This is a genomic window from Ruegeria sp. AO1 (genome assembly GCF_056535985.1).
On sequence record NZ_JBQFJC010000001.1, the window covers coordinates 1,407,734 to 1,430,648 of the forward strand.

The window sequence follows — 22,915 nt, forward strand, 5'->3', positions numbered from 1 at the left end:
TTCGGTCAGGCAGAATCCTTTGCGTGCTGTTCCGCCAATTCCAGCAACGCGGTTTCCAGATCCTTCTCAAGCTTTTGCGCGCGTTCGATGTATTTCGTATTCTCGGACGTGGGCATGCCGGGAATCCAAAGCTCAGCCAAATCGCGCACGGACGTCCGGTCATGGTGATAAAATGTCTGTTCGGCCTGCGCGGCCTCGTACTCGCTCAGCCCGATATTTTCGAGCACATAGCGGCCCGCGCGTAAAGAGCTGTCGAACATTTCGCGCACGATGTCATTGGCCCCGGCTTGATACAGTTCATACACATGCGTCCGATCATGCGCCCGTGCGATGATGTGCAGATCGGGGCGCTGCCGGCGAGCGTAGCCAACCAAGCGGGTCACCGTCTTTCGATCATCCATTGCAGCGACAAGCACCGAGGCTTTCTCAAGCCCCGCAGCGCGCAGTAGTTCCGGCCGGGTGGGGTCACCCAGAAAGCCTTTTACGCCAAAACGACGCATCAGCTGAATCGTCTCGATATCGTGGTCCAGAACAACGGTCTTGAAGCCGCTGGCCCGGACCAACCGATTGACGATCTGACCAAACCGACCGATCCCGGCGATGATCACGGGGCCTTTCTCGTCGATCTCATCAGGTTCCGGCGCGGCGTTGGTGTCGGCCATCTTGCGAGACAGAAGGTCGTAGATGATGAACAGGAGCGGGGTGATCAGCATGGTCAGCGCTATGATCATCAGCATCTTTTGCGACAGGTCCGGCGGGATGACATTCTGCTGCGTCGAAAACGCCAGAAGGACAAAGCCGAACTCACCCGCCTGGGCCAGTCCAAGAGTGAACAGCCAGTGATCCCGGCCCTTCAGCTTGAAGGCTTTGCCCACGAGATATAGGATGACGCCTTTAACGAGGATGACCAGCAGGGCCAGACCGATCAAGTCGAATGGGTCGTTGAAGAAATAGCCGACGTTGATCCCGGCTCCGACCGTGATGAAGAACAGCCCCAGAAACAGGCCCTTGAACGGCTCGAGGTCGCTTTCCATTTCATGGCGGAATTCCGAGCTGGCCAAAACCACACCCGCCAGAAACGCACCCAGAGCGGGGGACAGGCCCACCAGTGTCATCAGAAACGAAATTCCGACCACGATCATCAGCGCCAGCGCGGTATACATCTCGCGCAGGCGGGTTGCGTGGATGAACCGGAAAAGCGGGCGGGTCAGGTAGACACCGGCCAGAATGACAAAGGCAATCGCACAGATGGTGACCAGAGTGACAGCCCAGCCCGGCAGCCCTTCGACCAGAGACAGGCTGTGATGCCCGACGTCATGCAGATGCTCAGCGCCTCGGTCGATGGAGCCGTCTGCCTCGATGTGCGGCATGGCAGGCAGCGCGAGCAGCGGTAGCAGGGCCAGAATCGGGATGACGGCAATGTCCTGCGTCAGCAGAACTGAGAACGTCGCGCGGCCTCCGTTCGTTTGCATCAAGCCCTTCTCAGATAGGGTTTGCAGCACAATCGCGGTCGAGGACAAACACAGAGTTAACCCGACCGCCAGAGCGACGGACCATGGGTGGTTCGCGTACATCGCGACACCGGCAATAACGGCGGTGGACAACAGAACCTGAAGCCCGCCAAGACCCAACAGCTTGTCGCGCATATCCCACAGGGCGCGAGGCTCCAACTCGAGTCCAATTAGGAACAGCATCATGACCACGCCGAACTCGGCGACATGTTGCAGGTCTTCGGTCTCGGCGCCGACAAGGCCGAGAACGGGGCCGATGATCAGGCCCGCCGCCAAGTATCCGAGAACCGACCCAAGGCCCAACCGCGCCGAGAGGGGCACAGCAATCACGGCCGCGGCCAGATAAATAGAAGCCTGATATAGGAAATCGTCCATCACTGTCCTCGTTGCCCGCTCAGGTTGGCAGGGGTGCGTCGCGTTTGAGTTGGTCCATCACGATCTGACTTTGTACCCGTGCCACTGCAGGATGCGGCAGGATCACCTCGTGAAGCAAGCTGTTGAGTGCAGAAAGATCGTCACAATAGACGTGAAGCAGGTAGTCTGCCTCGCCCGTCATCGTCCAGGCGCTTGTGATCTCGGGCTGAGTGTCGACCATCCGGGCAAAGCTGGCGGATTGATCGGGGCCGTGGGTGCCCAGATGAACCTGAACAAACCCCTGTACCTGCAGACCGAGTTTCAGCGGATCCAGCCGGGCCGCGTAGCCGGTGATATAGCCCTCAGCCTCAAGGCGCTGACGGCGGCGGCCTGCCTGGCTGGGCGAGAGGTTCAGCAGCTCACCCAATTGATGCGCGGTCAAATGCGCATCCTTTTGCAGCGCTGAGAGCAGGCGTGTATCGGTTGCATCAAGCATATGCGGCAAGATCTCAAATTTTAGGTCATTCATGCGCAGTTTGCGCACACTTCGAAAGTTTACATGAAAACAATGCGCGGAAATAGCACTGCTTAAGGCGTATTTTGGAATCAGCAAAGAAATTCCTGTTTTCGAAGGAGACGCGCCATGGGTCCTTTCCCGCACAACGCCCCGAAATCTGTCATCAGTCCCGAAAACCCCGCAGGTACCGACGGGTTTGAGTTTGTCGAGTTCGCTCATCCCGAACCGCAGGAGCTGCGTGATCTGTTCGCCAAAATGGGCTTCGATCTGGTTGCGCGCCACAAAACCAAACCTCTGGTCGAGCTGTGGCAGCAGGGTGATGTCACCTATATCCTGAACGCGGACCCCGAAAGCCATGCCGACAAGTTCGTCGCGGAACACGGCCCTTGTGCACCTTCGATGGGCTGGCGCGTTGTGGATGCGCAGAAAGCTTACGAGCATGCCGTCGCAAAAGGGGCGGAGCCGTATGACGGTGCGGACAAGACGATGAATGTCCCGGCCATCAAGGGGATTGGGGGATCGCTGATCTACTTCATTGACCAGTATTACGATACCTCGCCCTACAATGAGGAATTCGCGTGGATCAAAGAATCGAAACCGCGCGGCGAGGGGTTCTACTATCTCGATCACCTCACCCACAATGTCTACCGGGGCAATATGGACAAGTGGTTCAAGTTCTATGGCGACCTGTTCAACTTCCGTGAAATCCGGTTCTTTGACATTCAGGGCAAGTTTACCGGCCTTTATAGCCGCGCGCTGACTTCGCCCTGTGGCCGCATCCGCATCCCGATCAACGAGGATCGGGGCGACACGGGTCAGATCGTCTCTTACCTGAAAAAGTACAAGGGCGAAGGCATTCAGCACATCGCAGTGGGCAGCGAGGACATCTACGCCTCGACCGACGCCATTGCCGAAAACGGGTTGAAGTTCATGCCGGGTCCGAACCAATCCTATTATGACATGTCCAAAGACCGTGTAACGGACCACGATGAGCCGCTGGATCGGATGATGAAGCACGGCATTCTGATCGACGGTGAAGGCGTTGTGGATGGGGGAGAAACGCGGATTCTGCTGCAGATCTTCTCAAAAACCGTGATCGGCCCGATCTTTTTCGAATTCATCCAGCGCAAGGGGGATGACGGGTTCGGTGAGGGTAACTTCCAGGCCCTGTTCGAATCCATCGAACGCGAACAGATCGAAAGCGGTGAGATTTCGGCGGCCTAAAGCGTTTTGATTTTACCTGAAGCGCCAAGTGGCACGAATGTGCCCCCGAACGCTGAAAGCGTGGCAGGGTATTCGTGTCGCAGGTTTAAACCGAAACGCTATAAGCTGCGCCAAAGACTAGCCACGTCCAGATCACACCGGCGCGCTGGTTGGCCGGTTGTATCGAGTCGGTTCGGGACCTGTGGTGCACCTGCAGGCCCGAACTTACCGCTTGATCAATAATGGCGTTGTCCGAAATCACATGTCCGGGTCGGTCAGGCGGGCAGGGGCCATGTCTGAGCGACAAAATCATCCGCCCTTGCGGCCGCAGCCGTTTAGCCAGGACGCGGATCGCCATGTGTTGGTCGCGCGGGGGCAGGTGATGCAGGACTCCCATGACCAAAATGGTGTCGAACGCGACGCCATCTGGCAGAGCGCTTAGTCTAGGCAGACAAGCATCAAGCCATTTAATGGATTGCGCGCCGTTACCGCGCATTGCGTAGTTTCGAAATGCATCGACTGGCTCGATCGCCGTCACGTCGCAGCTTCGTTTGGCCAGCCATCGCGCCACCCTTCCAGTGCCCGCGCCTACGTCCAGAACGCTCGCCCCGGTATCCGGCAAGTGATCCAAAACGGGGCGCAGGACATCGGTAGGAGAAAGGCTGTCATAGGCCGGGATCAACTGTTGGGCAGCGTGCTCGTACCCAGCTTTGACAGTTTGAAAATACGGGTCGTCCTCAGCCACGCGGCATTTTCAAAGTCAGGTTGCGGCCCTTCTTCTCATACCGCAATTCGCTGTCGCTGATGGCGATGACCTTGCCGCCGTCAATCCGGTCTCCGATCTTGAGCTTTTTGTACCGACCACTCGGAAGCCGGACGAGGGCACGGCGATTTGCAGGTGTGCCATAAACGCCGATCAGGTTCAGCTTGCGCAGGTTCAGAGCATTGTCGATTGTGGCCTGTCGTGCGACCGAGGCCGTTGTCGGGATTTTGGGGGCCACGGATTTCGGCTGGAAGGACCCGGCCTCGTCATTGCTGGACGCGACTGCTGCGGTTGATCCCAGATTTGATCCGCTAGTGCTGGCCGAGGCCACAGCTCGTGCGGGCCGTAGTTTGGGGCGAGGAACGCGAACAACCGCCAATGCAGTGGGTGTGTCGTCGACCTCGGGCTGTACCTGTAGGCTTTCGGGCCGCAATTTGGGTCGCACGACCGCAAGCTCTTCAAGGCTGCGCCCACCCAATTGCGTGCGTTCGAAATTCTCGACCAGATTGCCAGGGCGGGGCCGGGGTCGGAGTTCGGCCAACCTTTGGTTGACCTCATCGACCACGGGTTCTTTTTCGAACCGCACCGGTACTTCAGGCGGGACCTTGGATGGGCGACCCAAATAGACTACGATACCTTCGGGCGACAGCGCGCCTTCTGAAGTCGGTACGACCAAACCGCGTTCGTCCAGTTCGTATTGCGCGCCTGCGATTGCGGGGCCGGGGATGCGTTCAAAGGCGGCATCCGTGTCGAAACTGCCTTGATCGGGCAGGGCAATCGCGTCGCTGGACAGATCCGGGTTGTGAATGGATGCGAGGTAGAGGTCATCCTCGGAAATCAATGCCGGGGTAATCGGCGCTTCGGGGGCCTCCACTAGGGTGCCCGCGACCTCTTCGATGTCGCTTTGTGCTTCGGGGTCCTGTGCAATCTGTTCGACAGGTGTCGGCGCAACTTTCAGCGCTTCGAGGATAGCGGCATCTGTCGGGGATAATTCTGGCTGGGCTTCAGGTTCTGGCGCTTCTTCCGCTGCCGGTGCCGCCGCGATTTCGGTTTCAGGCTGTGGATCCGTCTCAGGCGGTGAAGTGTCATGAGTCTGCGGTGCAGACAGTTCGGCCGTATCGTTTTCGGTAGACGTGTCGTTGTCTGGGTCTGCGCCGATCAGAGACCACGCCCAAACACCAACCCCGACGCAGATCAGCGCGGCAATCGCGGGAATCGCCCAACGTTGCCCTTTGTTCGTTGTGGGAGACAAAGTGATTGCGGTCGTAGCAGGTTCGGGAGAGCGGAACTCTGTGGGCGCCGCGTCATCCGCTATGGCATGAACCGGGGGGCTTTCTAGCTCGGGTTCGGGCGAAGGCGCAGCGACCTGCGGCTCGCTGGTCAGGTCAAATACAGGCTCGCGCGGAAATTCGGCCTCAGTTGTCGCTGCACTATAGGTGATCGGCAGGAACCCGTGCTGCGCTGCAAAACCCTCCGCTTCATCCAGCGTCTCGTGTGCGACGGCGGCAACAAAGGTGGTCGGCCCCTCGGTTGCGCTGTCATAGGACAGGTCGACCAATTTATACGGCGTTGCCTCAGCGACTGCGGCTTGAACCTCGGACGCGATCTGATCTTCGCTTTGGCCTTCCGTGGGCAGGGCAAGATACCGTACCTGATCTGCAGGCAGCACCAGTTTGCAGCTCAGGTCGTTTTCCAGTGCAAACGCCTTGTCGTGCAGGGCTTTGATCTGGTCACTCAGATCCGGGGCCGACAAAGGCACTTCGCCAATGTCGTACCATTCACCATCCGAATGGTGTTGAAGGGAAATTCCGGTCGCAGAAAAGGTCAGCGCAAAAGCGGGTTTCATAATCCGGAGGAACCACAGTTAACCATATCAACGCAAATACCTTTGTATTCGCAGGGTGATACTAAAGCAGGAACCCGCCGAGGGAAAGAAAAAGCCGGGACTTCCCCTTGTGCGTGTATGCCCCTCGGACCCATGTTGAGACAGAGTAAGTTGGAGGGATCACCTTGAAGACATTCGCTTTTCTGGCCGCGATGATGGCCGCAACCACCGCTGGGCTGGCACATGCGGAAGAACGTCGCATCAACGTGGATGCTACCGGAACCGTTCAGGTTGCCCCCGATATGGCGACGATCACCCTAGGTGTGACACATCAGAACCCCGAGGCCTCAGAAGCCATGAAAGCCACCTCGGACGCTGTGGCACAGGTACTTGCGCGGTTGGGTGACATGGGCATCGATGAGCGGGATTTGCAGACCCGCGACCTGTCTTTATCGCCAATCTGGTCGAATCGGAACCAGCAAAACGGGGAACCACCTGAGATCACCGGATTTGTCGCTTCGAACCGGGTGTTCGTGCGGGTGCGCGATCTGACCCAACTGGGTGAGGTCATGGACGCGGTCATTCAGGACGGGGCCAACGATTTCAGCGGGTTGAGCTTTGGTCTGCAAGACCCTGAGCCGATTGAGGTTCAGGCCCGTGCAAAAGCCGTGAGCGAAGCAACCGCAAAGGCCGAACAACTTGCCCAAGCCGCCAATGTCACATTGGGGCCGGTTCAGACGATCTCGGAACGTGGGGGCGGTGTGCGCCCGATGGCCGAGATGCGAACCATGGCCATGGCCGACACGGGCGGAGTGCCGGTTGCTGGCGGAGAGATCTCGGTTTCTGTCAGTGTCTCGATGGAGTTTGAGATTTCAGAATAAGTTCACGCACTCGCGCGGGCCATCAGCGGTTTTCGTTGCTGGCCCGTTTCGTCAAAATTATCCTGGGACAACCAGTCCTCAAACGCCTCTCGAATACGTGGCCATTCGCTGTCGAGGATCGAATACCATGCCGTATCGCGATTGCGCCCCTTGTAGTGGGTCGCTTGGCGGAACGTGCCCTCATAGGTGAAGCCCAGCCTTTGGGCCGCACTGCAAGAGGGCGCATTCAGCGCGTCGCATTTCCATTCGTAGCGGCGATAGCCCAACTCAGCGAACACACGGCGCATCATCAGATACATGACCTCGGTCGATTGCGGCTTGCGCTGCAGCAGAGGCGAGAAGTGGATGTGTCCGACCTCGATCACACCGGCGGCCGGTTCGATCCTGAGGTATGATGCCATGCCAACGGGTACGTCGTTGGCATCCAGAACCGTGTGAAACATCGGGTCGGCGTCCATGCAGTTTGCGCGTGCCCAAGTTTCAAACTCCTGCTCAGAGCCAAACGGCCCGTAGGGCAGGTAGGTCCAATTGCGGTGATCGGCATCATTGGCAAACGCCCGGAACAATCCGGGCGCATGCCTGTTCACATCAAGCGGCACAACCGAGCAATACTGGCCCTCCATCGGGGTATAAGGCGGCGCCGGGCGCGGGAACTCGCCCGTGACCGGCCGTCCGATGGGTTGACCCAGTGCGTTGGTGTCGTGTCCGCTCATGGCTTCATGCGCTGGCTTTGGCCAGAGCCTGATCCAGATCGGCGATCAGGTCGTTGGCATCCTCGATCCCGATCGAGACTCGCACAACGTTGGGGCCCGCGCCTGCGGCCTCTTGCTGTTCGGGGGTCAACTGCCGGTGCGTGGTCGAGGCTGAGTGGATGATCAGCGAGCGCGCATCGCCGAGGTTGGCGACGTGGCTGAAGATCTCCAATGCGTTCACCAGTTTGATGCAGGCGTCATAACCACCCTTGACCGCAAAGGTGAATAGGGCTCCGGCACCGCGCGGATACTGCGCCTTGACCCTGTCGTGATACGGCGACGAAGGCAGGCCCGCATAGGTCACGTAGTCGACCCGGTCGTCCGCCTCGAGCCAGGCGGCGATCTTCTGGGCGTTTTCGACGTGGCGCTCCATCCGCAGCGACAGCGTCTCGATCCCCATCAACGTGTAATGTGCCGCCTGCGGGTTCATGGTCATACCCAGATCGCGCAGGCCAATGGCGATGCCGTGGAAGGTGAAGGCCAGCGGGCCGAAGGTCTCATGGAATTTCAGCCCGTGATAGGCCTGTTCGGGCTGGCTGAGCGAGGGGAACTTGTCATTCGCCGACCAGTCGAACTTACCCGAATCCACGATGCAGCCGCCGGTGACCGTGCCATTGCCGGTCATGTATTTGGTGGTCGAGTGCACGACCAGAGTCGCGCCGTGTTCAATCGGGCGGCACAGGTAGGGCGTTGCCGAAGTGTTGTCGACGATCAGTGGAATGCCTGCGCCGTCCGCAACATCGGCCAAAGAGCGGATATCGGTGACATAGCCGCCAGGGTTGGCAATGGATTCACAGAATACCGCGCGGGTGTTTTCGTCGATGGCGGCTTTTACGGCGTCCAAGTCGTCGGTGTCGACAAACTTGGCCGACCAGCCGAAGCGCTTGATGGTCTGGCTGAACTGCGTGACCGTGCCGCCATACAGACGGGTCGAGGCCACCACGTTACAGCCCGGTCCCATAAGCGGGAACAGCGCCATGATCTGCGCCGCGTGGCCCGAGGAACAGCACACTGCACCAACGCCACCCTCAAGTGTCGCGACACGTTCCTGCAGAACGGCGACGGTCGGGTTGGTCAGGCGCGAATAAATGAAGCCCACTTCCTGTAGGTTAAACAGCGCCGCCGCGTGGTCCGCATCGCGAAAGACATAAGCCGTCGTTTGATAGATGGGAGTCTGGCGCGCGCCGGTTGCGGGATCGGGGCGTGCGCCCGCGTGTATCTGCAGAGTGTCGAAACCGTAGGTAGGGCCGTCAGACATCGTGAAAATCTCCTGTTGGAATGTGTGTTGGCGAATCTGTAGGCTATTGCAGGCCCGTGTACAACGATCCTCTGGGTGATCCTTTGGGCGATCCTGTCAGCGCAGCCAGAGACCTTTGGCCTTGATCGCTTTGCGGATGGCCTGCTCGCGCCCGGGCAGGGCGTTCTGGTCGAACATCTCGCGGATTTTGTGGCCTTTGCCTTGGAAAATCAGCTTCTTCATCGGGTCATAGGCCTTGAGCACCTTCTTGACCTTGTTGGGGGCCGAGACGGTCTCGAGAACTTCGATCACGCGGTCACTCTCACGGGCGTAGAGCAGAGGGAAGAGCCGGTAATGACAACTGACCGACCCATCGAGAAGCCCGTTCGGCAAGGCATCGCGCCCGCCACCGAAAGAGTGGATTGCCAGCGGCAAGGCGGCCTGATCCAGCCAGGGATCAAGGTTCTGGCCGGTGAGTTCGGAAATCTCCTCGTCGCGGATGGTTTTCGCGTAGTCCAAAAACCGCTCGCCGAATTGGCGCGGGCATTTGTAGAAGAAATATCCTGCGTTGAAGTACAGAAACCGCTTCCAGTGTTCCTTGGGCTGGCTATCATCAATCGAGCTGGCGAAATCCAGACCAAAGCGGCGATAGAGCGCGCTCCAAATTCCCTCGAACCCGGGCCCATAGAGAGTGGGTTTCGGCCAAGTCCCGTCAACCTTGAGCGATGCGCCCGGACGGTCGAAATCAAACGGGACCGTGGTCAGGTCGCCGGTGATCAGCGTATCGCTGTCGAAGAAGACAAACGGTTCCCCCTCGGGCAGGGCCAGCAGGGCCTCGATCTTGTTGCCATGCGGATAGCTCTCACCGAAGACAAGGCTGTCGAAGGGCAGGATCTCGGCATCTAGCTGAGACAGCGCCTTGCGCACGTCCTCGTTTTGGATGCTTGGGTTCTGGCTCCAACGGGGTCCGGGATTTGGGGTGGCGACATATAACTTGCCGTCAAAACCGGGAGAACAGTGGCGCAGCGAGGCGGCGAACAGAAGGGCCTCATATTGCAGGCGGTTGTTCTGCCCTATGACTACGATGTTGAATTTCTGCGAAGCCATTCGTGCCTGTTCCTGTCGCCCGTTTGCTTTGGGATTACAGCAAGCCGCAGAGGGCGTCAAAACTGTTGGATTGATTTTCGCGTTCTTCATCCCATTTCGAGCATGAGACTCAAAGCAGGAGGCCGCCATGAGGATCAACGCGGATTTCACCAAACGCGCCGCGGTGCATTTTGATCAGACCGAGTGGGTGCAATCGCCAGCGGCAGGGGTCGAGCGCAAGATGCTGGACCGGATCGGTGAGGAAGTCGCCCGCGCCACCACGATCGTGCGTTTTGCCCCCGGCAGCGCCTTCGCGGCCCACACCCATGACGGCGGTGAGGAGTATCTAGTTCTGGATGGCGTCTTTCAGGACGAAACCGGAGATTTTCCGGTGGGCAGCTATGTCCGCAACCCTCCGACCTCATCCCATACCCCATCGGCGGCGGATGGGGCGACCATTCTGGTCAAGCTGCATCAATTCGACCCCTCCGACCGGACCGAGGTCAAACGCTCGATCAACGGTCAGGGCGATCTGCGCCTGTTCAAGGATGAGCATGAGGATGTGCGCATCGTGCAATGGGCCGCCGGAGAGTCTATTGATCTGAGCGCAGAAGATGGGCTTGAGGTGTTTGTCATCACCGGCAGCTTTGATGAAGGCGGTGAATCATTCGCCGCGTGGGACTGGCTACGCCTGCCGCCCGGATCGCAGTCAAAGGCCGTTGCGGGGCCGGATGGTGCGCGGGTTTGGATGAAATCCGGGCATTTGACGGGCATGATCTGACCCGATCCCGCATCAATTTTGAGCAAAATCACGGAAATCCGGGTCAAAAGCCCGGATTTTTCATTTTTTGACCGAATGATAAAATTTACCAATTGATAAAAAATCAGATTGTGGCAAGCTGAGCCTCACAACAAACATATCTACAGGGAGTAGAGTGATGGCACAGGGCCAGATGGCACCCGGGATTGTCCCAGGGCGGCTTTCCAGCGATGAGCTGACCTCGAATTTCACCGATCTGCATCCGCCTTTGGCCCCGCACGAGGCCGCCGTAGCGGCAGATCGCTGTTATTTCTGCTATGACGCGCCATGCGTGACGGCTTGTCCGACGGATATCGATATTCCGTTGTTCATTCGCCAGATTCAGGCCGGTCAGCCGCAAGCAGCCGGTCGCACGATTCTCGAGCAAAACATTCTAGGTGGCATGTGCGCCCGCGTTTGTCCGACCGAGACTTTGTGCGAGGAAGCTTGCGTTCGCGAAGCCGCCGAAGGCAAACCGGTCGAGATCGGTCGCTTGCAGCGCTATTCGACTGACACCGTTATGGAAGCGGGCGATCACCCCTTCGAACGCGCCGCGCCTACGGGCAAAACGGTTGCCGTGATTGGGGCAGGGCCAGCTGGTCTTGCCTGTGCCCATCGGCTGGCGATGCTGGGGCATGACGTGGTTATTCACGAGTCCAAGCCGAAACCCGGCGGTCTGAACGAATACGGGATTGCAGCCTACAAATCGACCAATGACTTTGCTCAGGCCGAAGTGGACTGGCTTCTGAAAATCGGTGGCATTGCGATCGAGACGGGCTCGGTTCTGGGAGATACGATTTCGCTGGACGGGTTGGTCGAGAACTATGATGCCGTGTTCCTGTCGATCGGTCTGGCGGGTGTGAATGCGTTGCGTGCGCAAGGCACCGAAAAGGACGGTGTGCGGGCTGCTGTGGATTTCATTTCGGATGTGCGTCAGGCCGAAGATTTGGCCCACTTGCCGGTCGGGCGGAATGTGGTCGTGATCGGCGGAGGCATGACAGCGGTGGACGCGGCCGTGAAGTCAAAACTGCTGGGCGCCGAGCATGTCACGATTGCCTATCGCCGTGGTCGCGATGCGATGGGGGCCAGCCGGTACGAACAGGACCTCGCAGCCTCGCATGGGGTGAGGATCCTGACCAATGTGCAGCCGGTCGCCGTCTACGGCAATGGCTCTGCGGTCGATATCGAGCTGGAATACACGACCACTCGGGACGGCAGGCTAGAAGGGACGGGTGAGATGATCCGGCTTCCGGCTGATCAGGTCCTCAAGGCTATCGGTCAAACCCTGGAAGGCGCGCCTGAAGGGCTGGCGCTAGATGGCAACAAGATCGCTGTCACCGGGGCAGGGCGAACCTCTCTGGACGGTGTCTGGGCCGGTGGTGACTGCGCGGCAGGCGGCGAGGATCTGACCGTGGCAGCCGTGGCCGAGGGCCGGGACGCTGCGATGGACATCCACGCAACGCTCGTTTCGTGATAAGATGGGGTATTCACCCCATTTTTATTGCTGCTGAGGTATCGTCATGTCCCAGATCGAACAAGCTGTTGCCCAACACTACACAACCGGTGCCCTGACCGAACGCGTCCGCGCGGCGCTTGAGGCCAGTGGTATTGACCCGGATGCAGCCACCGTTGCCGACCTCAAGGCCGGGGACGAGTTTCATACGGGTGGTGTGAAGGCGACCGACAACTTGTTCGCGCAGCTCTCGCCGACCCAAGCAACGCGTGTGCTGGACGTTGGCTGCGGTATCGGCGGGACATCGCGCTATATTGTGGATCGGTACGACTCGACGGTCACAGGGGTCGACCTGACGCCTGAGTTTGTCGAGACGGCCAAGACGCTTAGTGATCTTGTCGGCCATTCCGACAAGTCAGAGTTTCTGGTTGGCAGCGCCCTCGACATGCCGGTTCCCGATGCGGGGTTCGATCTGGCCGTGATGTTCCATGTTGGCATGAACATCGAAGACAAGGCGGGATTGTTCGCCGAAGTCTCTCGGGCTCTGGCGACAGGCGGTACTTTTGCCTTGTTCGACGTGATGGGCGGTGAGGCGACTGAGCCGTTGGCGTTTCCTCTGCCATGGTCCACCGTGGCCGAAACGTCCTTCGTCCACACGCCCGATGTCTACCGCGATGCCGCAAGTGCTGCGGGCCTGGAACTGGTGACTGAGACAGACCGTACCGAGTTCGCACTTGCGTTCTTCGAGGAAGCCTTTGCGCGCATGGCCGAAAGCGGACCGCCCGCGTTGGGGATACACCTGATGATGGGCGAGACGGCACCTGAGAAGTTCCAAAACTACGTAACAAACCTAAAGGCCGGGCGCATTCGCCCGACTGAAATGATATTCAAAAAAACCGGCTGAGCCGGGAAGGGAGAAGCCATGGCCGATCTGACGACAAACTTTCTGGGCATTTCCAGCCCCAACCCCTATTGGCTGGCCTCTGCGCCGCCGACGGACAAGGAATACAACGTTCGCCGCGCGTTCGAGGCCGGATGGGGCGGCGTTGTCTGGAAAACGCTGGGTGCCGAGGGCCCTCCGGTCGTGAATGTGAACGGGCCGCGCTACGGCGCGATCTATGGTGCGGATCGGCGGCTGCTGGGTCTGAACAACATCGAGCTGATCACCGACCGCCCGCTGGAGGTGAACCTTGAGGAAATGGCGCGGGTCAAGGCGGACTACCCGGATCGCGCGCTGATCGCCTCTATCATGGTGCCCTGCGAGGAGGAGGCGTGGAAAGCCATCCTGCCGCGCGTCGCCGAGACAGGCGCGGACGGGATTGAGCTGAACTTCGGCTGCCCGCATGGCATGAGCGAGAGGGGCATGGGGTCTGCCGTGGGGCAGGTGCCGGAATATATCGAAATGGTGACCCGTTGGTGCAAGAAATACTATGACCGCCCGGTCATCGTGAAGCTGACGCCGAATATCACCGATATCCGCAAACCTGCGGCGGCAGCGCGGAATGGTGGCGCAGATGCGGTGTCGCTGATCAACACGATCAACTCGATCACCAGCGTCAATCTGGATACGTTCAGCCCCGAGCCCTCGATTGATGGCAAAGGCAGCCATGGCGGCTATTGCGGCCCGGCGGTCAAGCCGATTGCGCTGTCGATGGTGTCCGAAATCGCGCGGGCTGAGGCCACTCATGGTATGCCCATCTCCGGCATTGGTGGCGTGACCACCTGGCGTGACGCGGCCGAGTTTATCTCGCTGGGTTGTGGCAATGTGCAGGTGTGTACCGCTGCGATGACCTACGGGTTCAAGATCATTGATGAACTGACGGCGGGTCTGTCCGAATGGATGGATGAGAAGGGCTATACCAGCGTCGATCAAGTCATTGGTCGTGCGGTGCCCAATGTCACCGACTGGCAGTATCTGAACCTGAACTATGTAGCCAAGGCCAAGATTGACCAGGATCAGTGCATCAAATGCGGTCGGTGCTATGCGGCTTGTGAAGATACCAGCCATCAGGCGATCTCGATGTCTGATGATCGGGTGTTCGAGGTGATGGATGACGAATGCGTCGCCTGTAACCTCTGCGTCGATGTCTGCCCGATCGAAGGCTGCATCACGATGGAGCCGATGGCAGCAGGTGAGGTCGATCCGCGCACAGGCAAAACTGTGCAGCCGGACTATGCCAATTGGACCTCGCATCCGAACAATCCGATGGCGAAAGCGGCGGAGTAAGGGAAACCTTCATCCCTAAAAAGCCGGTTCGGTGCTACACTGCCGCTGACAGACAGGATCAAAGGAGAATGTCATGCCAGCGGCACCACCGGGCCGGAACAAGGGCGGCAACAAGGTCACCAAGCTTGACCGTGATACGTCCAAAAAGAACGTCGCCCTCTCCAAGGCCAAGCAACGTGACGCGATGGCCGCCAAGAATTTTCTTCAGCATCAGAAGCAGATCAAACGTGACGTTGACAGTCTTGAGAAACTGAAACGCTCTCTCGAAGAGATGATGGCCAAGTTGAAGGAAGAGCGTCAGCTGGACCAACGCTTCCTTGGGCAGGTGGTCAAAAAAGTTAAGGCGCTACAGAATTTTGACGCCTACGTTAAGGCCTCGGCCAAGGATCACATGGCTGGGGTGCAGCAGCCGAAAATGTATACCGCGATCGTCAAGGATGCCGGCAAGGTGCCCAAGATCAATACGGTCAAAACCATGGGCGACCTGACCATTCTGATCGCCATGGTGATCGTGCTTTTGCGTCGTATTCTGGCGCTGAAACCTGCGAAATAGCGGTTACCTCGTCAGAAGGCGCGTGAACACCTGATCAAGGTAGATTTTCGCGTCGGGGTAGGGATCGGCTTCATCCGAGCCAAGAACGGCGCGGATCTGGACGTCGAAATCTGCGTAGTGCTGGGTCAAAGACCAGATCGAGAAGATCAGGTGATAGGGGTTCACTTCGGCGATATGCCCCTCGGCCATCCAGCGGCGGATCAGGGTCGAGGTTTCATCGACCAGCGCTTTCAGATCTGTGGACAGCACGTCATAGATATGTGGAGCGCCGCGAATGATTTCATTGGCAAACAGGCGGCTTTCACGCGGGTAGTCGCGGCTCATTTCCAGTTTGCGGTGGATATATCCCAACAGCTCGCTCAGAGGATCGCCATCGGGATCGATAGCACGCATCGGGTCTAGCCAAGTGTCCAGAAGACGCTCGAGCAGGGCGGCATAAATCGCGTCTTTGCTGCGGTAGTAATAGAGCAGGTTTGGTTTGCTCAGCCCGGCAGCGGATGCAATCTGATCCACGGTTGCCCCGCGAAACCCGTGGGTCGAAAAGACCTCGAGCGCGGCTTCCAGAATCGCAGCGCGATTTTTCTTTTGTATTCTGGTGGGTGCGCGGTCTTTCGGCATGTATCCAACGTGTCTGTTTTTGCGCCAGTTCATAGGGGATTTTGCTGAAAACTCCAGCGATGGCGCGCAATTTCTTGACTGATGTCGAACCCGTGATAGCGTGAGTTTGACCAGTTGGTCAAATCAAGACACCAAAAGCGAGCAAACTCGCAAGCAACAGGGAAGAAGACTATGGCAGCTCCGGCGCAGAATCTCAGGATCAATGGCGACAGGTTGTGGGACAGCCTGATGGAGATGGCCAAGATCGGCCCCGGCGTTGCGGGCGGCAACAACCGCCAGACGCTGACCGATGAAGACGCCGAAGGGCGCGCGCTGTTCCAAAGCTGGTGTGAGGACGCGGGCTGTTCCATGGGCTTGGATCAGATGGGCAACATGTTCGCACGGCGAGAGGGCACGGACCCGGAGGCGCTGCCTGTCTATGTTGGCTCTCATCTGGATACACAGCCGACCGGCGGGAAATACGACGGGGTTCTAGGGGTGCTTGGCGGTTTGGAGATCATCCGCACGCTGAACGATCTGGGAATCAAAACCAAACATCCGATCGTGGCGACCAACTGGACGAATGAAGAGGGCACGCGCTACGCCCCAGCGATGCTGTCCTCGGGCGTGTTTGCCGGGATGCACACGCAGGATTGGGCCTATGACCGCGAGGATGCCGAGGGCAAAAAATTCGGCGATGAATTGCAGCGTATTGGCTGGCGCGGCGAGGAAGAGGTCGGCGCGCGCAAGATGCATGCGTTCTTTGAGCTGCATATCGAACAAGGGCCGATTCTGGAGGCCGAGGACAAGGATATCGGCGTCGTCACCCACGGTCAGGGGCTAAGTTGGACCCAGATCACAGTGACTGGCAAGGATGCCCATACCGGATCGACCCCGATGCCGATGCGCAAGAATGCGGGTCTGGCGATGGCGCGCATTCTTGAAAAAGTCGATGAGATTGCCTGGTCACATGCGCCGCATGCGGTTGGGGCTGCGGGGCATATTGATGTGTACCCGAACTCCCGCAATGTGATTCCGGGCAAGGTGGTGTTCACGGTCGATTTCCGCTCGCCCGAGTTGGATGTGATCACTGATATGGAAAATCGCCTGCGTGTGGCGGCCGAGGATATCGTGAACGAAATGGGCCTGCAGATTGAATTCGAAAAGGTCGGTGGTTTCGATCCGGTCAAATTCGATGAGGGCTGTGTGGCCGCCGTGCGCGACGCGGCGGAGCGGCTGGGGTATTCCCATACGGACATCATCTCGGGGGCCGGGCATGATGCCTGCTGGATCAACCGGGTCGCGCCGACTGCGATGGTGATGTGCCCTTGTGTAGACGGCCTGAGCCACAACGAGGCTGAAGAGATCAGCAAGGATTGGGCGGCTGCCGGGGCGGATGTTTTGCTGCATGCGGTCGTTGAGACGGCGGAGATCGTGGAATAGGGGGCGCTGCCCCCGTCGCCCACGGGCGACTCCCCCAGGATATTTTTAGCCAGATGAAGCAAGCGGCGCAGACCGCAACAGGGAGTTTGAAATGAGTACTGTCATCAAGAACGGGACCATCGTAACCGCCGATCTGACCTATAAGGCGGACGTGAAAGTTGAGGGCGGCGTGATCACCGAGATTGGGCCGGACTTGCGCGGCGACAAGGAGCTGGACGCCTCTGGGTGCTACGTGATGCCCGGTGGCATCGACCCGCACACGCATCTTGAGATGCCGTTCATGGGGACCTATTCCAGCGACGATTTCGAAAGTGGAACGCGCGCGGCCCTGGCCGGTGGCACTACGATGGTGGTGGATTTCGCGCTGCCCAATCCGGGCGAGAGCTTGCTGGATGCGCTCAAGCGTTGGGACAACAAATCGACGCGGGCGAATTGTGACTACTCGTTCCACATGGCGGTGACCTGGTGGGGTGAGCAGGTGTTCGACGACATTAAGACTGTCATCGAGACGCGTGGCATCAACACGTTCAAGCATTTCATGGCCTATAAGGGCGCTTTGATGGTGAATGACGATGAGTTGTTTGCCTCGTTCAAACGTCTGGCCGAATTGGGTGGCACCGCGATGGTGCATGCCGAGAACGGTGACGTCGTGGCCGAGCTAAGCGCCAAGCTGCTGGCCGAGGGCAATACCGGCCCCGAGGCACACGCCTATTCCCGTCCGCCGCAGGTCGAAGGTGAAGCGACCAACCGAGCGATCATGATTGCGGACATGGCCGGTGTGCCTCTGTACGTGGTGCATACCTCCTGCGAAGAGGCGCATGAGGCCATTCGGCGCGCGAAGATGCAGGGCAAGCGAGTGTGGGGAGAACCTTTGATCCAGCACCTGACCTTGGATGAGAGCGAGTATTTCCACAACGATTGGGAACATGCGGCGCGGCGTGTCATGAGCCCTCCGTTCCGGAACAAGCAGCATCAGGATAGCCTGTGGAACGGTCTGCAATCTGGCACTTTGAGCGTTGTCGCGACCGACCATTGCGCCTTTACGACCGAACAGAAACGCTATGGCGTGGGTGATTTCACCAAGATCCCGAACGGGACCGGAGGGTTGGAGGATCGGATGCCGATGCTCTGGACCTATGGGGTGAATACAGGGCGTTTAACGCCGAATGAGTTCGTAGCTGTTACTTCAACAAACATCGCCAAGATATTGAATTGCTATCCGAAAAAGGGCGCGGTTTTGGTTGGCGCAGATGCTGACCTGGTGGTGTGGGATCCGGACAAGGCCAAGGTGATTTCGGCCGAAACGCAGCAGTCTTCGATCGACTACAACGTGTTCGAGGGTAAAGAAGTGCGCGGGTTGCCGCGATTCACGCTGACCCGTGGTGCCGTTGCTGTGCATGATGGCGAGATCCAGACACAGGAAGGGCACGGGAAATTCGTGGCGCGCGAGGCCAACACCCATGTGAACAAGGCGCTGAGCACCTGGAAAGAACTGACGGCCCCGCGCCCGGTGGAGCGGACGGGTATTCCGGCGACAGGTGTCTGACGCATTCGGGCCGCTCTATGGGCGGCCCGCAATCAAATTTTTCAAGGCTATGGAATGAACACTGACTCTACGACCCAGCCTGTGATCGAGGCAAGGCAGCTGGATCTCACCTTCCAGACGAATGACGGCCCGGTTCACGCGCTGAAAGATGTGAACCTGACGATCGACAAAGGCGACTTTGTCAGCTTTATCGGCCCCTCGGGCTGTGGCAAGACCACCTTTCTGCGCTGCATCGCGGCTTTGGAAACCCCGACCGGCGGCACTCTGACCGTCAACGGCATGACACCGGATGAGGCGCGGCGCAAGCGCGCCTATGGGTATGTGTTTCAGGCGGCGGGTCTGTATCCGTGGCGGACCATCTCCAAGAACATCAAGCTGCCGCTTGAGATCATGGGTTATTCCGCGTCCGAGCAAGAAGAGCGTGTGAACAAAGTTCTCGAACTTGTTGATCTTGCTGGATTTGGTGGGAAATTCCCGTGGCAGCTGTCGGGTGGTATGCAGCAGCGGGCCAGTATCGCGCGGGCTTTGGCTTTTGACGCGGATATCCTACTCATGGATGAGCCGTTTGGTGCGTTGGACGAGATCGTGCGCGATCACCTCAACGAGCAGCTTCTCGCGCTTTGGGCGCGTACGGAGAAGACGATTGGCTTTGTGACGCACTCGATCCCCGAGGCGGTGTATCTCAGCACCAAGATCGTGGTCATGAGCCCTCGGCCCGGGCGGATTACGGATGTGATCGACAGCCCTCTGCCCAAAGAGCGGCCCTTGGATATCCGCGATACGCCAGAGTTTATAGAGGTTGCACACCGGGTGCGGGACGGTCTGCGAGCGGGGCATTCTTATGATGACTGATGGGGCCTCGGATATGATCAGGCGCGCCACGTTGCAAGACGTGCCTGCCTGTGCCCAGGTTATCCATGATTGGGCCTGCCAGACGGATTGGATGCCGGAAGAACTGCCAGTTGAACAACTGACGGCGTTGATTGAAGAGGCGTTCGATCATCGTGAGATCTGGGTCACCGGTAACCCGGTCGATTGCTATATGTCCGTAGATCCGAATGAGCAGAAGATCGGTGCGCTTTATTGCAGACGGACCGGGCAAGGCATTGGCAAGCGCTTTGTCGACAAGGCCAAAGAGGGTCGCGCGTTTCTTTGGCTGACGACACACACACCGAACACGGCGGCGCAACGGTTCTATCAGCGCGAAGGGTTCGAGGTAACAAGCGAAGAGCCGCCCGTGCCCCCGGACACCGTACCGGTCTACCGGATGGAGTGGCACGCATGAAGCAAGTCTTATCTGTACTGACTGTGCTGCTGGCCATTGCGGTCCTGTGGTATCTGGCGGTCGCGCCAATGAATGTTCGTGTCTCGCTCGATCAGGCGGAACGCGCAGGGGAAACTGTGACGCCCGAGACGTCGAGGGACCGTCAGCAGGTCTCGGTTTGGGTTCTGATGGTGCAGAACCCGTCGCATATCGCAGGTGGTTACGAGCTGGACCGGCCGCGCCTACCAACGCCCGTTCAAATCGGGCAGGAGCTTTGGAAAACCACCGGCGAAATGGTGATGCGAGGGCGGGCGATGTCGAAACGCTCGTTGATCTATCACGGCTGGATTACGCTGCAGTCGACGCTCTGGGGTTTTGTGCTGGGCACGGCCGTTGGTATCCTGGGGGCCGTGGCCATCGTCTATTCGCGCGTTGTGGATATGAGCCTGATGCCATGGGCCATCATCAGCCAAACCGTGCCGATCGTGGCACTTGCCCCGATGATCATCGTTCTGAGTTCCCAGTTGGGGATCGAAGGGCGCGGGGTGCCCAAGGCGATTATCTCGGCTTACCTATGTTATTTCCCTGTGCTGGTCGGGATGGTTAAAGGGCTGCGCTCGCCAGCCGTTTCGCAGCTGGATTTGCTTCAGACTTACAACGCGACTGGGTTGCAGGCGTTCCTGAAACTGCGCCTGCCGTCTTCGGTGCCTTATCTGTTTACATCGCTGAAGGTGGGGATTGCAGCTGCTCTGGTTGGGACAATTGTGGGTGAACTTCCCACCGGAGCGATCTCAGGCCTCGGCGCGCGCATCCTGATCGGCGATCAGTTCGGCACGCCTCTGGCCATTTGGGCGGCCTTGTTCGCAGCTGCCATTCTGGCGGGCATTCTGGTGACCTTGCTGGACATACTGCAGCGAGTGACCCTGAAACGTATGGGGATGAGCGCATGAGTTGGTTGATCTTTTCCCTCGTCTTCTGGGCCGGTGCCTGGTGGCTGAATGCGTGGCTAGCGCGGTCGATCTACCGGGACTCCAAAGGCGTGCGCGTCTTTGTGCCCGTGCTCTTTGGTGTCACACTACTGATCCTGTGGGAGGGGCTGGTGCAAGGGCTGGGCGTCTCGCCCGTAATCCTGCCGCCTCCGTCGATGGTGGCGCAGACCTTTGTGAACTCGACCGACATTCTGTGGCAGGACTTCAAACAGACCGTGTTCAAAGGGGCATTTACCGGGTTTGCAATCGGTGCCTCTGCTGCCTTTCTGACGGCTGTTCTGATCGACCGGTCCGTCTTTCTGACCCGAGGGTTGCTGCCCATCGGTAACTTCGTGGCCGCGCTGCCTATCGTTGGGATCGCCCCAATTCTGGTCAGTTGGTTCGGGTTCGACTGGCACTCCAAGGCGGCGGTGGTTGTGGTGATGGTGTTCTTCCCGATCCTCGTAAATACAGTGCAAGGCCTGCGTGAGGCGGACGCGATGCAGCGCGACCTGATGCGGACCTATGCCGCCAGCTATACGCAAACGCTGATCAAGCTACGCCTGCCTGCGGCCATGCCGTTCATATTCAATGGCCTCAAAATCGCCACCACACTTGCGCTGATCGGGGCGATTGTCGCCGAATATTTCGGCTCCCCCACACGCGGCATGGGCTTTCGGATTTCAACCGGGGTGGGCAGCCTGTCGATCGACCTCGTCTGGGCAGAAATCGCAGTGGCGGCAGTCGCCGGAACAGTGTTCTATGCTTTGGTGGCAGGGCTCGAAAAAATGGTAACCTTTTGGCACCCCTCACAACGCAGATAACAAGACCAACCAGACCCCGAAAATGGGGCACAATTCGTAACAAGGAGAAGATGAAGATGAAAAAGCTACTCAGCGGGGCGGTTGCCGCCTTTAGCCTGGCCGCCAGTGCATCACTGGCCGCGGATGAGGTGACGTTGCAGCTCAAATGGGTCACGCAGGCGCAGTTTGCAGGCTACTACGTCGCGAAGGACAAGGGGTTCTACGAGGAAGAAGATCTGGACGTTACCATCCTGCCGGGCGGTCCCGATATCGCGCCTACTCAGGTGATCGCGGGTGGCGGTGCAGATGTGACTGTCGAATGGATGCCGGCCGCATTGGCTGCGCGGGAAAAGGGCTTGCCGCTGGTCAATATCGCGCAGCCTTTCAAAAGCTCAGGCATGATGCTGACCTGCTGGAAGGACGCGGGGATTTCTTCACCCGAGGATCTGAAGAACCGCACCCTCGGCGTTTGGTTCTTTGGCAACGAATTCCCGTTCATGAGCTGGATGAGCCAGCTGGGAATCGACACAGGCGGAAAAGCTGAAAACGGTGTTGAGGTGCTGAAGCAGGGCTTTAACGTCGATCCTCTGCTGCAGCGTCAGGCCGATTGCATCAGCACCATGACCTACAATGAATACTGGCAGGTCATTGATGCAGGTGTGAATCCGGATGAGCTGGTGACCTTCAAGTACGAAGATCAGGGTGTCGCGACGCTGGAAGACGGTCTGTATGTGCTGGAAGAGAACCTGAGCGATGAGGCCTTTGTTGAGAAAATGCAGCGCTTTGTGCGGGCCTCGATGAAGGGCTGGAAATACGCTGAAGAGAACCCGGATGAGGCCGCTCTGATCGTTCTCGACAATGACGCCACCGGCGCGCAGACCGAAGAGCATCAGAAACGCATGATGGGTGAGATTGCAAAGCTGACCGCAGGATCGAACGGGGCGCTGGACCCGGCTGATTTTGAGCGGACGGTGAGCACACTGCTTGCAGGTGGGTCCGATCCGGTCATCACAGCAAAGCCGGAAGGGGCATGGACACATCAGGTGACCGACGCAGCGCTGAACTAAACCAGTCAGACATTTCTGACGCAAAGGCGCGGTCCCAAAACGGGGCCGCGTTTTCTATTCTGACTG

22 protein-coding genes are annotated in these 22,915 nt (G+C 58.7%); 14 read left to right on the top strand and 8 right to left on the bottom strand.

The genetic code is table 11. From position 1 onward, the window contains the following. Positions 1 to 5 precede the first annotated feature (5 nt). Together ACR3FB_RS06965 and ACR3FB_RS06970 are read right to left on the bottom strand one after the other, a co-directional pair. Positions 6 to 1,886 carry a monovalent cation:proton antiporter-2 (CPA2) family protein gene (locus ACR3FB_RS06965; protein WP_480565349.1) on the bottom strand — a complete coding sequence of 627 codons (1,881 nt, stop codon included), beginning with the start codon at positions 1,884 to 1,886 and terminating at the stop codon, positions 6 to 8. 19 nt (positions 1,887 to 1,905) lie between these two features. Continuing rightward, on the bottom strand, positions 1,906 to 2,361 hold the full coding sequence (locus ACR3FB_RS06970; RefSeq protein ID WP_480565929.1) for an Lrp/AsnC family transcriptional regulator: 456 nt from the start codon (positions 2,359 to 2,361) through the stop codon (positions 1,906 to 1,908). Positions 2,362 to 2,508: 147 nt separating this feature from the next. On the opposite strand from ACR3FB_RS06970, the gene hppD reads away from it, so the two are divergent. Next, positions 2,509 to 3,606 carry a 4-hydroxyphenylpyruvate dioxygenase gene (gene hppD, locus ACR3FB_RS06975; protein WP_480565352.1) on the top strand — a complete coding sequence of 366 codons (1,098 nt, stop codon included), beginning with the start codon at positions 2,509 to 2,511 and terminating at the stop codon, positions 3,604 to 3,606. A gap of 85 nt (positions 3,607 to 3,691) precedes the next feature. Here the strand turns inward: hppD and ACR3FB_RS06980 are convergent, their stop codons facing one another. Continuing rightward, positions 3,692 to 4,330: a class I SAM-dependent methyltransferase gene (locus ACR3FB_RS06980; protein WP_425083304.1), complete on the bottom strand. Its 639-nt coding sequence runs from the start codon at positions 4,328 to 4,330 to the stop codon at positions 3,692 to 3,694. Then, a complete protein-coding gene (locus ACR3FB_RS06985) occupies positions 4,323 to 6,194 on the bottom strand; it encodes a hypothetical protein (RefSeq protein WP_480565356.1) in 1,872 nt (623 codons plus the stop codon). The genes ACR3FB_RS06980 and ACR3FB_RS06985 overlap by 8 nt, the downstream gene beginning before the upstream one ends. Positions 6,195 to 6,358: 164 nt before the next feature. Here ACR3FB_RS06985 and ACR3FB_RS06990 point away from each other — a divergent pair, with 164 nt between their 5' ends. After that, entirely contained in the window at positions 6,359 to 7,054 is a 696-nt protein-coding gene (locus ACR3FB_RS06990) for an SIMPL domain-containing protein (protein ID WP_480565359.1), read from the top strand. 2 nt (positions 7,055 to 7,056) lie between these two features. On the opposite strand, the gene ACR3FB_RS06995 is transcribed toward ACR3FB_RS06990, so the two are convergent. The 3 genes from ACR3FB_RS06995 to ACR3FB_RS07005 all read right to left on the bottom strand — a co-directional run bounded on the left by ACR3FB_RS06995 (position 7,057) and on the right by ACR3FB_RS07005 (position 10,150). Next, on the bottom strand, positions 7,057 to 7,767 hold the full coding sequence (locus ACR3FB_RS06995; RefSeq protein WP_480565362.1) for a GNAT family N-acetyltransferase: 711 nt from the start codon (positions 7,765 to 7,767) through the stop codon (positions 7,057 to 7,059). Between the two features lie 4 nt (positions 7,768 to 7,771). Continuing rightward, entirely contained in the window at positions 7,772 to 9,064 is a 1,293-nt protein-coding gene (locus ACR3FB_RS07000; protein ID WP_480565365.1) for an O-acetylhomoserine aminocarboxypropyltransferase/cysteine synthase family protein, read from the bottom strand. Between the two features lie 96 nt (positions 9,065 to 9,160). Beyond that, positions 9,161 to 10,150, bottom strand: coding sequence for a hypothetical protein (locus ACR3FB_RS07005; protein WP_480565368.1), 990 nt, complete (start codon positions 10,148 to 10,150; stop codon positions 9,161 to 9,163). Between the two features lie 127 nt (positions 10,151 to 10,277). Here ACR3FB_RS07005 and ACR3FB_RS07010 point away from each other — a divergent pair, with 127 nt between their 5' ends. The 5 genes from ACR3FB_RS07010 to ACR3FB_RS07030 all read left to right on the top strand — a co-directional run bounded on the left by ACR3FB_RS07010 (position 10,278) and on the right by ACR3FB_RS07030 (position 15,161). Beyond that, positions 10,278 to 10,910 (top strand): cupin domain-containing protein, encoded by a 633-nt coding sequence (locus ACR3FB_RS07010; RefSeq protein WP_480565371.1) that lies wholly within the window; start codon positions 10,278 to 10,280, stop codon positions 10,908 to 10,910. 157 nt (positions 10,911 to 11,067) lie between these two features. After that, positions 11,068 to 12,402 (top strand): NAD(P)-dependent oxidoreductase, encoded by a 1,335-nt coding sequence (locus ACR3FB_RS07015; RefSeq protein WP_480565374.1) that lies wholly within the window; start codon positions 11,068 to 11,070, stop codon positions 12,400 to 12,402. 46 nt (positions 12,403 to 12,448) lie between these two features. After that, a complete protein-coding gene (locus ACR3FB_RS07020) occupies positions 12,449 to 13,285 on the top strand; it encodes a class I SAM-dependent methyltransferase (RefSeq protein WP_480565375.1) in 837 nt (278 codons plus the stop codon). Between the two features lie 18 nt (positions 13,286 to 13,303). Further along, positions 13,304 to 14,608 carry an NAD-dependent dihydropyrimidine dehydrogenase subunit PreA gene (gene preA, locus ACR3FB_RS07025; RefSeq protein WP_170551389.1) on the top strand — a complete coding sequence of 435 codons (1,305 nt, stop codon included), beginning with the start codon at positions 13,304 to 13,306 and terminating at the stop codon, positions 14,606 to 14,608. Between the two features lie 73 nt (positions 14,609 to 14,681). After that, positions 14,682 to 15,161, top strand: coding sequence for a hypothetical protein (locus ACR3FB_RS07030; RefSeq protein WP_170376543.1), 480 nt, complete (start codon positions 14,682 to 14,684; stop codon positions 15,159 to 15,161). 3 nt (positions 15,162 to 15,164) lie between these two features. Here the strand turns inward: ACR3FB_RS07030 and ACR3FB_RS07035 are convergent, their stop codons facing one another. Then, positions 15,165 to 15,779 carry a TetR family transcriptional regulator C-terminal domain-containing protein gene (locus ACR3FB_RS07035; protein ID WP_170551383.1) on the bottom strand — a complete coding sequence of 205 codons (615 nt, stop codon included), beginning with the start codon at positions 15,777 to 15,779 and terminating at the stop codon, positions 15,165 to 15,167. Between the two features lie 171 nt (positions 15,780 to 15,950). Between ACR3FB_RS07035 and ACR3FB_RS07040 the strand changes: the two genes are divergently transcribed. The 7 genes from ACR3FB_RS07040 to ACR3FB_RS07070 all read left to right on the top strand — a co-directional run bounded on the left by ACR3FB_RS07040 (position 15,951) and on the right by ACR3FB_RS07070 (position 22,849). Continuing rightward, on the top strand, positions 15,951 to 17,201 hold the full coding sequence (locus ACR3FB_RS07040; RefSeq protein ID WP_170551380.1) for a Zn-dependent hydrolase: 1,251 nt from the start codon (positions 15,951 to 15,953) through the stop codon (positions 17,199 to 17,201). A 91-nt stretch (positions 17,202 to 17,292) separates the two neighbouring features. Beyond that, on the top strand, positions 17,293 to 18,747 hold the full coding sequence (gene hydA / locus ACR3FB_RS07045; protein ID WP_480565378.1) for a dihydropyrimidinase: 1,455 nt from the start codon (positions 17,293 to 17,295) through the stop codon (positions 18,745 to 18,747). Positions 18,748 to 18,801: 54 nt separating this feature from the next. Then, positions 18,802 to 19,599, top strand: a complete 798-nt coding sequence (locus tag ACR3FB_RS07050) for an ABC transporter ATP-binding protein (RefSeq protein WP_170376555.1) — start codon at positions 18,802 to 18,804, stop codon at positions 19,597 to 19,599. Continuing rightward, positions 19,589 to 20,032 (top strand): N-acetyltransferase family protein, encoded by a 444-nt coding sequence (locus ACR3FB_RS07055; RefSeq protein WP_480565380.1) that lies wholly within the window; start codon positions 19,589 to 19,591, stop codon positions 20,030 to 20,032. Before ACR3FB_RS07050 ends, ACR3FB_RS07055 begins: the two co-directional genes overlap by 11 nt. Next, entirely contained in the window at positions 20,029 to 20,961 is a 933-nt protein-coding gene (locus ACR3FB_RS07060; protein ID WP_480565382.1) for an ABC transporter permease, read from the top strand. The genes ACR3FB_RS07055 and ACR3FB_RS07060 overlap by 4 nt, the downstream gene beginning before the upstream one ends. Continuing rightward, on the top strand, positions 20,958 to 21,803 hold the full coding sequence (locus ACR3FB_RS07065; protein ID WP_170660395.1) for an ABC transporter permease: 846 nt from the start codon (positions 20,958 to 20,960) through the stop codon (positions 21,801 to 21,803). Before ACR3FB_RS07060 ends, ACR3FB_RS07065 begins: the two co-directional genes overlap by 4 nt. 56 nt (positions 21,804 to 21,859) lie before the next feature. Continuing rightward, positions 21,860 to 22,849, top strand: coding sequence for an ABC transporter substrate-binding protein (locus tag ACR3FB_RS07070; RefSeq protein ID WP_170376562.1), 990 nt, complete (start codon positions 21,860 to 21,862; stop codon positions 22,847 to 22,849). Positions 22,850 to 22,915: the final 66 nt, after the last annotated feature.

Excerpts from the sequence above, each read along its gene's own strand:
- ACR3FB_RS07040 (WP_170551380.1), top strand. The coding sequence starts at position 15,951 with ATGGCAGCTCCGGCGCAGAATCTCAGGATCAATGGCGACAGGTTGTGG.
- ACR3FB_RS07020 (WP_480565375.1), top strand. The coding sequence starts at position 12,449 with ATGTCCCAGATCGAACAAGCTGTTGCCCAACACTACACAACCGGTGCC.
- ACR3FB_RS07030 (WP_170376543.1), top strand. The coding sequence starts at position 14,682 with ATGCCAGCGGCACCACCGGGCCGGAACAAGGGCGGCAACAAGGTCACC.
- ACR3FB_RS07005 (WP_480565368.1), bottom strand. The coding sequence starts at position 10,150 with ATGGCTTCGCAGAAATTCAACATCGTAGTCATAGGGCAGAACAACCGC.
- ACR3FB_RS07035 (WP_170551383.1), bottom strand. The coding sequence starts at position 15,779 with ATGCCGAAAGACCGCGCACCCACCAGAATACAAAAGAAAAATCGCGCT.
- hydA (WP_480565378.1), top strand. The coding sequence starts at position 17,293 with ATGAGTACTGTCATCAAGAACGGGACCATCGTAACCGCCGATCTGACC.
- ACR3FB_RS06965 (WP_480565349.1), bottom strand. The coding sequence starts at position 1,886 with ATGGACGATTTCCTATATCAGGCTTCTATTTATCTGGCCGCGGCCGTG.
- ACR3FB_RS07065 (WP_170660395.1), top strand. The coding sequence starts at position 20,958 with ATGAGTTGGTTGATCTTTTCCCTCGTCTTCTGGGCCGGTGCCTGGTGG.
- ACR3FB_RS07050 (WP_170376555.1), top strand. The coding sequence starts at position 18,802 with ATGAACACTGACTCTACGACCCAGCCTGTGATCGAGGCAAGGCAGCTG.
- hppD (WP_480565352.1), top strand. The coding sequence starts at position 2,509 with ATGGGTCCTTTCCCGCACAACGCCCCGAAATCTGTCATCAGTCCCGAA.
- ACR3FB_RS06985 (WP_480565356.1), bottom strand. The coding sequence starts at position 6,194 with ATGAAACCCGCTTTTGCGCTGACCTTTTCTGCGACCGGAATTTCCCTT.
- ACR3FB_RS07070 (WP_170376562.1), top strand. The coding sequence starts at position 21,860 with ATGAAAAAGCTACTCAGCGGGGCGGTTGCCGCCTTTAGCCTGGCCGCC.
- ACR3FB_RS07015 (WP_480565374.1), top strand. The coding sequence starts at position 11,068 with ATGGCACAGGGCCAGATGGCACCCGGGATTGTCCCAGGGCGGCTTTCC.
- ACR3FB_RS07055 (WP_480565380.1), top strand. The coding sequence starts at position 19,589 with ATGATGACTGATGGGGCCTCGGATATGATCAGGCGCGCCACGTTGCAA.
- ACR3FB_RS07000 (WP_480565365.1), bottom strand. The coding sequence starts at position 9,064 with ATGTCTGACGGCCCTACCTACGGTTTCGACACTCTGCAGATACACGCG.
- ACR3FB_RS06995 (WP_480565362.1), bottom strand. The coding sequence starts at position 7,767 with ATGAGCGGACACGACACCAACGCACTGGGTCAACCCATCGGACGGCCG.
- preA (WP_170551389.1), top strand. The coding sequence starts at position 13,304 with ATGGCCGATCTGACGACAAACTTTCTGGGCATTTCCAGCCCCAACCCC.
- ACR3FB_RS06970 (WP_480565929.1), bottom strand. The coding sequence starts at position 2,361 with ATGCTTGATGCAACCGATACACGCCTGCTCTCAGCGCTGCAAAAGGAT.
- ACR3FB_RS07010 (WP_480565371.1), top strand. The coding sequence starts at position 10,278 with ATGAGGATCAACGCGGATTTCACCAAACGCGCCGCGGTGCATTTTGAT.
- ACR3FB_RS07060 (WP_480565382.1), top strand. The coding sequence starts at position 20,029 with ATGAAGCAAGTCTTATCTGTACTGACTGTGCTGCTGGCCATTGCGGTC.